Consider the following 9,701-nt stretch of genomic DNA (forward strand, 5'->3'; position numbering starts at 1 on the left):
CCGCCCGGCACCGCCTGGATCAGCTTCGATCCGGCCAGCCGCTCGCGCACGATGGCGCCGGCCTGCGCCGGCGCGCCCCCGCAATCGTCCTGCAGGCGAATGACGCCGGTCTCGAAGGATTCCCCCGCCGCCTGGTCGCTGGTGCTGGCGCGGAAAAGCTCCAGGCTCCCCCCGCCCAGGTCGCCCACGATGCCGGAGAAATCCAGCACGCCCGCCGCCGCGCCCAGCGCCGCGTAATAGGCTTCTTCCTGCCCGGAAAGCACATGCACGCGCGTCTTCATGACGGCCTCGACGCCGGCGACGAATTCATCGCGATTGGCCGCGTCGCGCACCGCCGAGGTGGCCAGCACATAGACCTTGCCCACGCGCATCAGGCTGGTCACCAGCGCGAAACGCTTGATGGCGTTGAGCGCCTGGGCGACATTGGCCTCGGCCAGCCGCCCGGTCTGGCCTACCCCGCGCCCCAGCGCGCAGGCCGATTTCTCATTGTAGAGCGGGGTCAGCGCGCGGGCATGGCGCTCATAGACCACCAGGCGCACCGAGTTCGAGCCGATATCGAGCACCGCCACGGGCTTGGCGCCCTTGATGCGGCCCTGCGCGGTGGGATCGGCGTCGACGCCCCAGAATTTATTCAAGCCAGGCCCTCATCGCCATCGACGCCGCCTGCGCTGCCGCGCCCGGACAGCGAGGGGTTGGTCATGAAATAATCATGCGCGTTGAATTTCTCTTCGCCCTCGCCCGCGCGGATGCGGTGCGAGCTGCCGTCCGGCAGCACTTCCCAGCTCTGCTGATTGTCGCGCAGATACGCAACCAGAATCCGGTCGAGGATTTGTTTATGCACGGTCTTGTTGAGGATCGGCACCATCACCTCGACGCGCCCGTCCAGGTTCCGCCCCATCAGGTCGGCGGAGGAGATATAGACCCGGGCGCGCTGCCCCGGCATCGGCTCGCCATTGCCAAAGCAATAGATGCGGCTGTGTTCGAGGAACCGTCCCACCACCGACTTGACCCGAATATTGTCCGAAAATCCGGGAATTCCCGGCCGCAGGCAGCAGATGCCGCGCACGATGAGATCGACCTTCACCCCCGCCTGGCTGGCGTCGTAAAGCGCGTCGATCACCTGCGGATCGACCAGCGAGTTCATCTTGAACAGGATGCTCGCCGGCTCCCCCTTGCGGGCGAAGTCGATTTCGCGGGCGATATTGTCGATCAGCGTTTCGCGCAGATTGACCGGCGACACCGCGATGGTCTCCAGCTCCGTCGGCCTTGCATAGCCGGTGATGAAGTTGAACACCCGCGCCACGTCCCGCGTGATTGCCGGGTCGATGGTGAAATAGCTCAGATCGGTATAAATCTTGGCGGTGATGGGGTGATAATTGCCCGTGCCGATATGGCAATAGCTCACCAGCTTGCCCTTTTCGCGCCGCACCACCTGGCTCAGCTTGGCATGGGTCTTGAGCTCGATGAAGCCGAACACCACCTGGGCGCCCGCCCGCTCCAGGTCGCGGGCCCAGCGGATATTGGCTTCCTCGTCGAAGCGCGCCTTGAGTTCAACCAGGCACGTCACCGACTTGCCCGCCTCCGCCGCCAGCACCAGCGCCTTGATGATGGGGCTGTCCGATGAGGTGCGGTAAAGCGTCTGCTTGATGGCCACCACATCGGGATCGCGCGCCGCCTGCATGAGGAATTGCGCCACCACGTCGAAGCTCTCGAAGGGATGGTGCACCAGGATATCCTTGGCGCGGATGGCGGCGAAGCTGTCCCCGTTATAGTCGCGGATACGCTCGGGAAAGCGCGCGTGATAGGGCGAAAATTTCAGGTCCGGCCGGTCGAGATCGCAGATCTTGCGCGCATCGGCCAGCCCCAGGAACCCGTGCACCTCGAAGACGTCGCCCTCCTTGACGCCGAGTTGCTCGGCCATCTGCCGCTTGAGCGCGCGCGGCATCGAGCTTTCGATTTCGAGCCTTATCACCTGCCCGCGCCGGCGCTGGCGCAGCGCCGATTCGAACTCCACCACCAGGTCGGCGGCCTCGTCGTCGATTTCGATTTCGCTGTCGCGGATGATGCGGAAGGCGCCCGAGCCGGCCACCTGGTGGCCGGGGAACATCTTGTGGAAGAACAGCTTGACCAGCGTGTCGATGGTCACCACCTCGCTGCGTCCTTCCGAGGTCAGCGCCGAAGGCAACGCGATGAAACGGTCGAGATTGCCGGGAATGCGCACCAGCGCCGTCAGCGGCAGGTCGCTGTCGGGGCGCCTCAGCTCGAAGGCCAGCGCCAGCCCCAGATTGGGAATGAACGGGAAGGGATGGGCCGGATCGACCGCGATCGGGGTCAGCACCGGAAAGATTTCCTCGCGGAACAGCTTTTGCAGGTAATTGACCTGCTCTGGGCTGAGATTGTCCGCCTCGTGGATCACCACGTTCTGGGCGAACAATTCCTCGCGCAGCCCCTGCCAATGGTCCTGCTGCTCCAGTTGCAGATGCTGGGCCAGGGTGGCGATTTCCTCCATCTGCTCGGCCGGGGTCAGCCCGTCCTCGCTCAGCTTGGTCAGCCCCGCGCGCATCTGCCCCTTGAGGCCGGCGACGCGCACCATGTAGAATTCGTCCAGATTATTGGCCGAGATGGAAACGAAGCGCAGCCGCTCCAGCAGCGGATGGCTGGTATTGCCTGCCTCTTCGAGCACGCGCATGTTGAATTGCAGCCAGCTGACCTCGCGATTGACGAAGCGGGCCGGGCTCTTGCGCAGCGCCTCGATATCGGGGCCGGCGGCTTCCGTTTCGCTGAACTCGCTCATTTCATTCATCGTCTTCGCTGTCCCAGTCCTGTTCGGGGGCCGCTTCCCCGCGCGCGCTTCGCCGGCGGGCCAGGGCTTGCGCGGCCACGCTGCGCGTGATCGCGGTGCCCCTGGCCAGCGCCAGCCGGTCCATGAGGTCGGCCAGAATGACCACTTCCTCGGCCGAACGCTCCATGCGCGCCACCAGATAGGAGATGATTCTGGGATCGACCCTGACCTGTCGATCACCGAACAATTTCACCAACATCTGTGACAATTGAATGTCGTCCGTCAGCTCCAGCGTGAAGGCGCTCGCGCGGCGCACCCTTGAGCGCACATCATCGGTCGCCAGCGGCCAATTCGCAACATCTTCGCGCGCCGTCAGCAGCAGCGGGCGCTGCTCGCGCATCGACTGGTTGAGCAGGTGGAACAGCCCCGCTTCGTCATAGCCCAGCCGGTCGGCGTCCTCGATCACCAGCGGCGCCCGCCCGCCCTGCCCGGCCAGCGCCTCCAATTCGTCCACGTGCGCGAAATGGGCGCCGCTGCGGTCGCCGAAAATCCGCGCCAGATGCGATTTGCCTGCCTTGGCCGGGCCGGTGAGCAAGGTGATCGGGTCGGGCCAGTGCGGAAAGGCCAGGATACGGCCATGCGCCAGCCTGTTGCCCTCGCCCACCCAGAAGTCGCCCTCGCCCTGCGCCGGAACATGGCCCAGTTCCAGCGTCAACTGCCCCGCAGGCTGGTCAAGATCGGGCTCAGGCCGCGCCGGCGCCGTCATCCGAACCGCCTTTGTGTCCCAGATAGAGGCTGCTGGCCTTGTATTTGGCCACGCCATAGCGCACCAGCACCGAGGCGATGGCGGCCATGGGCACGGCCAGCATCAGCCCCACGAAGCCGAACAGCGCGCCCAGCGCCAAGAGGGCGAACATCATCCACACCGGGTTAATATTGATCGAGGAGCCCACCAGCTTGGGATAGAGGATATTGCCCTCGATGAATTGCCAGAACAGGAAGATGCCGCACACCAGCGCCACCATCCACCAGTCCGGCCAGAACTGCACCACGGCGATGCCCACCGAAAGTCCGAAGCCCACCGCGAATCCTACAAAGGGCACAAAGCTCAAAAGCCCGCCGATCAGCCCCACCGCCAGTCCGAAATTGAGCCCCACCAGGCTCAGCGCCGTGGCGTAGAAGGCCGCGTCGAGCAGCAGCACGCCACCCTGCCCGCGAATGACCCCGGCCATGGACTTGTCGATATCGCTGAGCACGCCCTTGATCTCGGCCTTGTGCTCCTGCGGCAACAGCCCGTCTATGCCTCGCACCATGCCTTCCCAGTCGAGCAGCAGGTAGAAGGCCACCACCGGGGTCAGCACCGTGATGCCGATCACCGCCGCTCCGGTCAGCCCGATATTGACCAGTTCGCCCGGCAGCGTGGCGAGGAACCCCAGCGCCTGGCGCGCCAGATCGTTGATGCTGGCCTGCAATTGCGCCGCCCGCTCCGGCCCCAGCCATTCGTTGATTTCCGGCGAATAGCGCGCCACCAAAGCCTGCAGATCCGCCACCATGCCCGGGGCGCGCTGGAGCAGCCCCACCACCTGCTGGCCGATCATCGGCACGAAGGTGAAGAACAGGCTCAGCACCACGGCGATGACGCCCAGCAGCACCAATGTGGTCGCCCAGGCGCGGTTGAACCGCCATTTCTGCAACTGGTTGACCAGCGGGTTGAGCAGATAGGCCAGCGCCGCGCCGACCACGAAAGGCAACAGGATTCCCCGGAACAACCAGAGCAGCAGGATCAGCACGACAAGAAAGCCGATCCAGATCAGCACTTGATTTCGTAATATCATCGCGCCCGTCGGCCCTTGCGTCGGTGTGGTGGAGAAGCTATCAGGCCGTCTAGCTTCCGGTTCTGGACTTGGCAACCGTTTCGGCCTTCCGGCACCTGCTTTGCGCACGCTTTCCCCACACGGTCCAGAGCCAATGTCCGATCCGCAAAACCTGACATCAAACGGCCTTTCATACAAGCATGCGGGCGTCGACATCGATGCCGGCAATGCGCTGGTGGAAGCCATCAAGCCGGCCGTTCGTTCCACCCGCCGCCCCGGCGCCGACGGGGAGATCGGCGGCTTTGGCGGCCTGTTCGACCTCAAGGCTGCGGGGTTTACCGATCCGGTATTGGTCGCGGCCAATGACGGGGTGGGCACCAAGCTCAGGATCGCCATCGAAACCGGCCGCCACGACACCATCGGGCAGGACCTGGTGGCCATGTGCGTCAACGACATCATCGTGCAGGGCGCCGAGCCGCTGTTCTTCCTCGATTATTTCGCCACCGGCAAGCTCGACGTCGCCCAGGGCACCGCCATCGTTACCGGCATTGCCGAGGGCTGCCGGCTGGCCGGCTGCGCCCTGATCGGCGGGGAAACCGCCGAGATGCCCGGCATGTATCACGGCGGCGATTACGACCTGGCCGGCTTTGCCGTCGGCGCCGCCGAGCGCGGCAGCCTGCTCCCCCGCCCCGATATTGCCGAGGGCGACGCGCTGGTGGCCATCGCCTCCTCCGGTGTGCATTCCAACGGCTATTCGCTGGTGCGGCGCATTGTCGACGTCTCCGGCATCGACTGGTATATGGACGCCCCCTTCGCGCCCGGCCAGCGCCTGGCCGACGCGCTGCTCACCCCTACCCGCATCTATGTGAAGCCCCTGCTTGCCGCGCTGCGCGCCGGCCTGGGCATCAAGGCGCTCGCCCATATCACTGGCGGCGGCTTCATCGACAATATTCCGCGCGTCCTGCCCGACACCCTTTCAGCCCATGTCGATCTCAACGCCGTTTCGGTGCCGCCCGTTTTCGGCTGGCTGGCCAGGGTCGGCGGCCTGAGCGAGCGCGAAATGCTGCGCACCTTCAATTGCGGCGTCGGCATGCTCGTTGCCGTCGCGCCGGCCGATGTCGAAAAGCTCACCACCCATCTTGAGGCCGCCGGCGAGCGCGCCGCCCTGGTCGGCCATCTGCGCCCCCGCGGCGAAGAAGCCGTCACCTTCGAGGGCAGGCTCGCCCTATGAGCCGCGCCCGCGTCGGCATTCTCATTTCCGGCCGTGGCTCCAACATGGCCGCGCTGGTCGAAGCTGCCGCCGCGCCCGATTATCCCGCCGAGATCGTCGGGGTGCTCTCCAACCGCGCCGCCGCGCCGGGGCTGGCCTATGCCGCCGAGCGCGGCATCGCCACCGCCTCACTGGCCCAGAGCAAATTTCCCAGCCGCGACATGTTCGAGGACACCATGACCCAGGTGCTGGAAAGCTGGGAGGTGGATTTCGTCTGCCTGGCCGGCTTCATGCGCATTCTGGGCGCCGATTTCGTCAACCGCTGGGCCGGCCGGCTCGTCAATATCCACCCCTCGCTCCTGCCGCTCTATCGGGGTCTGGACACTCATGCCCGCGCTTTGGCCGACGGCGCGGGCGAGCATGGCTGCACCGTGCATTTCGTGACGCCGGGCCTGGACGAAGGCCCCGCCATCCTCCAGGCCCGCGTTCCCGTCCTTGCCGGCGACACAGCCGAAACCCTCGCCGCCCGTGTGCTGGTCGAGGAGCATCGCATCTACCCCCAGGCCCTGCGCCTGCTCGCAACGGGCCAAGCGCGATTTACGCCCTGACCACCGGATCCTTCCCTCTCTCCTTGCGGGAGAGGGACAGACCTGACGCGTTCAGCGGAAGGTCAGGGTGAGGGGTTCTCTCCGCAAACTCGGAGTAGGTGGCTAAACCGCAGCCCCTCATCCGGCGCTTCGCGCCACCTTCTCCCGCAAGGGGAGAAGGGAGCCTGGTGGTTGTAGCGCGCTTCCCCATCACCCGAATTGATCGCCCCCATCGTCAAAATCGGTTCGACCTTTGTTCCGGCCGGGCGTAGCGTCCGGCGCTGCACAAGGAGAATCGCATGGCGCTGCGCGACTGGGTCTGGATCGTTCTGCTGGGCGCCATCTGGGGGTGCTCGTTCATCTTCAACGCCATTCTCATCCGCGAGATCGGCCCGCTCTGGGTCACTTCCTCGCGCGTGGGCATCGGCGCGCTGGGGTGCTGGCTGGTGCTGGCCGCCCTGCGCAAGCCCGTCCCGCGCGATCCCCTGCTCTGGCTGCAACTGGGCGGGCTGGGCATCATCGCCTATGCCATGCCCTTCGCCCTGTTTCCAATGGCGCAGGCGCATGTGGCCAGCGGCGTCGCCGCCATCATCAATGCACTGACCCCCATGGTCACCGCCGTCATTTCCCATTTCTGGATTGGCGGCGAAAAGGCCACACCCACCAAGTTCACCGGCGTCGCCATCGGCTTTGCCGGGGCCGCCCTTTTGGTCTCGCCCGCCCTGTCGTCGGGCGGCGACTCCCAGCTCTGGGCCGTGCTGGCCTGCCTCGGCGCCACCCTCTGCTACGCGGTCTCGCTCAACATCACCCGCAGCTTCAAGCATGTGGAGGCCACCGCCCTGGCCGCCATCGCCCTCAGCGGCGCGGCCATCGTCTCCATCCCGTTCGCTTTGCTCTTCGAGGGCGTGCCCCATATCGCGCGGGCGGAAACCTGGGGCGCCATGCTGGCCATCGGCCTTCTGTCCACCGCCTTCACCTTCCAGATCATGTACCGCATCCTGCCGCGGGTCGGCGCCACCAATTTCGCCACCACCACCTTCATCGCGCCCATATCGGCCTTGATTCTGGGTGTCACCATTCTGGGCGAAACCATTCTGCCGATTCAGCTTTTGGGCATGGGCGTGATCTTTTTCGGCCTGTTGTTCATTGATGGCCGCATTCGCCGCCTCACTCTTGGCCGCGCATGAAAAAAGCCGCCGGATCGCTCCGGCGGCTCTTTCACTCGATCTTTCGGACCCTATTCGATCCCGAGCTTTTGCTTCATCAGCTCGTTGAGCGCCTGCGGATTGGCCTTGCCGCCCGAGGCCTTCATGGCCTGGCCGACGAACCAGCCGATCATGGTCGGCTTGGCCTTGACCTTCTCCACCTGGTCGGGATTGGCGGCGATGATCTCGTCGACGATTTTCTCGATCGCGCCCAGATCGGTCACCTGCTTGAGCCCGCGCCGCTCGACGATCTCGGCCGGCTCGCCCTCGGGCTCCTCGCCGATGATGATCTGCAACAGGTCCTTGCCGCCCTTGGACGAGATCGTCCCCGCCGCCATCAGGTCCACGATGCTGGCGATCTGGCGCGGCTGGAGATGGGTCTCCCACACCGCCAGCCCCTGGCTGTTGGCAAAGGCGGCCACATCGCCATTGAGCAGGTTGGCCACCCCCTTGCCGTCACGCTTTTTCTCCTCGAAACCGACGCAGCTTTCGTAATAATCGGCGGTTTCCCGGTCCAGCGTCAGCACCATGGCGTCGTAGGAGGTGACGCCATAGTCGGCAATGAAGCGCGCCGCCTTCTCGTCGGGCAGCTCGGGCAGGTTTTCGGCCAGCGCTGCGACGAAGGCGTCGTCGAATTCCAGCGGCAACAGGTCGGGATCGGGGAAATAGCGATAGTCATGCGCTTCTTCCTTGGAGCGCATGGAGCGGGTTTCGCCCAGCTTGGGGTCGAACAGGCGCGTTTCCTGATCGATGCTGCCGCCGTCTTCCAGGATGTCGATCTGACGGCGCGCCTCGTAGTCGATGGCCTGCCCGGCAAAGCGGATGGAATTGACGTTCTTGATTTCGCAGCGCGTGCCGAATTCCCCGCCGGGCCGGCGCACCGACACGTTGACGTCGGCGCGCATCGAGCCCTGCTCCATATTGCCGTCGCAGGTGCCCAGATAGCGCAAAATGGTGCGCAGCTTGCTCAGATATTCCTTGGCTTCCTCGGCCGAGCGCAGATCGGGCTTGCTGACGATTTCCATCAGCGCCACGCCCGAGCGGTTGAGGTCGACAAAGCTCATATTGGGGTGCTGGTCATGGATGGACTTGCCCGCGTCCTGCTCCAGATGCAGCCGCTCGATGCCGATTTCGATGCTTTCGCCATCGACCTCCAGCAGAACCTTGCCCTCGCCCACGATGGGGTCCTTGAACTGGCTGATCTGATAGCCCTGCGGCAGGTCGGGATAGAAATAATTCTTGCGATCGAACACCGAGCGCTTGTTGATCTGCGCCTTGAGCCCCAGCCCGGTCCGCACCGCCTGGCGCACGCATTCCTCGTTGATCACCGGCAGCATGCCCGGCATGGCCGCGTCCACGAAGCTCACATTGGCATTGGGCGGATTGCCGAAGGCGGTGGACGACCCCGAGAACAGCTTGCTCTCGCTGGTCACCTGCGCATGCACTTCCATGCCGATGATGACTTCCCAGTCGCCGGTGGAGCCGGCGATGAGGCGCTTGGGATGGGGCGTGCGGGTATCGATGAGAGTCAATTGAGCGTCCTGAAAGGCAAGCCGGAACTAGGTAAGTGCTTACTGATGTTGCCCCCGCCTTGCAACAAGGAGAGTGGCTTGCCGCGCAAGCTCTCCCCGCCCCCGGTGTCATCCCGGCCCTGAGCCGGGATCCATCCCGAGATGAGGCAGGCGGTACGCTGCCCCGATGGGTCCCGGCACCGGGCCGGGGCGGCAGGGTGCGGATAATGCGCCCCTCACCCCCGCCGGCGGGCGGCGATGATGCCCTTTTCGTAATTGATGTTCCAGTCGATCAGCGTGCGCCACACCAGCTCGGCCTGGTCCTCGTCCAGCTCCAGCGCCAGGCTGCGCTCGCGCACCTTGGCGATCACCGCCTCGATGCGCACCGGGTCGCGCGCCTCATGCGGATCGGTCTTGATCTCGGCCATGCGCGTCACATAGGCGTGCCGTTCGGCGAAAAGGTTCAGCAGCGCCTGGTCGATGCGGTCGATCTCGACGCGGACATCATCCTTGCTCTGGCAGTCCTGGGGCAGCTTGGTCGCGGTCACTATCGTTCCTCAATGGCTTTTATTGTTGCTGGTTTGCACCGGAC

At 65.1% G+C, this 9,701-nt stretch carries 8 protein-coding genes and 1 pseudogene; 3 read left to right on the top strand and 6 right to left on the bottom strand.

The window, feature by feature from the left end; all coding sequences use genetic code 11:
• From VDP82_RS09045 to VDP82_RS09060, 4 genes and pseudogenes are all read right to left on the bottom strand, one after another.
• A pseudogene (locus tag VDP82_RS09045) lies at positions 1-635 on the bottom strand (exopolyphosphatase); the annotation flags it as partial.
• Positions 632-2,803 (bottom strand): RNA degradosome polyphosphate kinase, encoded by a 2,172-nt coding sequence (locus tag VDP82_RS09050; RefSeq protein WP_416347094.1) that lies wholly within the window; start codon positions 2,801-2,803, stop codon positions 632-634. The pseudogene VDP82_RS09045 and the gene VDP82_RS09050, both read right to left, overlap by 4 nt.
• Positions 2,796-3,548 carry a hypothetical protein gene (locus VDP82_RS09055; RefSeq protein ID WP_323014524.1) on the bottom strand — a complete coding sequence of 251 codons (753 nt, stop codon included), beginning with the start codon at positions 3,546-3,548 and terminating at the stop codon, positions 2,796-2,798. The genes VDP82_RS09050 and VDP82_RS09055 overlap by 8 nt, the downstream gene beginning before the upstream one ends.
• Positions 3,526-4,599 (bottom strand): AI-2E family transporter, encoded by a 1,074-nt coding sequence (locus VDP82_RS09060; protein WP_323014525.1) that lies wholly within the window; start codon positions 4,597-4,599, stop codon positions 3,526-3,528. Before VDP82_RS09060 ends, VDP82_RS09055 begins: the two co-directional genes overlap by 23 nt.
• A 151-nt stretch (positions 4,600-4,750) precedes the next feature.
• Here VDP82_RS09060 and purM point away from each other — a divergent pair, with 151 nt between their 5' ends.
• From purM to VDP82_RS09075, 3 genes are all read left to right on the top strand, one after another.
• The gene (gene purM, locus VDP82_RS09065) at positions 4,751-5,827 is read left to right on the top strand and encodes a phosphoribosylformylglycinamidine cyclo-ligase (RefSeq protein ID WP_323014526.1); all 1,077 of its coding nucleotides are present in this window, start codon (positions 4,751-4,753) and stop codon (positions 5,825-5,827) included.
• Entirely contained in the window at positions 5,824-6,414 is a 591-nt protein-coding gene (gene purN, locus VDP82_RS09070; RefSeq protein WP_323014527.1) for a phosphoribosylglycinamide formyltransferase, read from the top strand. Before purM ends, purN begins: the two co-directional genes overlap by 4 nt.
• Positions 6,415-6,692: 278 nt before the next feature.
• Positions 6,693-7,580 carry a DMT family transporter gene (locus tag VDP82_RS09075; RefSeq protein WP_323014528.1) on the top strand — a complete coding sequence of 296 codons (888 nt, stop codon included), beginning with the start codon at positions 6,693-6,695 and terminating at the stop codon, positions 7,578-7,580.
• A gap of 50 nt (positions 7,581-7,630) precedes the next feature.
• On the opposite strand, the gene gatB is transcribed toward VDP82_RS09075, so the two are convergent.
• Both gatB and VDP82_RS09085 read right to left on the bottom strand, forming a co-directional pair.
• On the bottom strand, positions 7,631-9,130 hold the full coding sequence (gatB, locus tag VDP82_RS09080) for an Asp-tRNA(Asn)/Glu-tRNA(Gln) amidotransferase subunit GatB (protein WP_323014529.1): 1,500 nt from the start codon (positions 9,128-9,130) through the stop codon (positions 7,631-7,633).
• Positions 9,131-9,345: 215 nt separating this feature from the next.
• Positions 9,346-9,657: a chorismate mutase gene (locus VDP82_RS09085; RefSeq protein WP_323014530.1), complete on the bottom strand. Its 312-nt coding sequence runs from the start codon at positions 9,655-9,657 to the stop codon at positions 9,346-9,348.
• Between the last annotated feature and the right edge of the window lie 44 nt (positions 9,658-9,701).

This window comes from Devosia sp., from assembly GCF_034675085.1.
GTDB lineage: Bacteria > Pseudomonadota > Alphaproteobacteria > Rhizobiales > Devosiaceae > Devosia.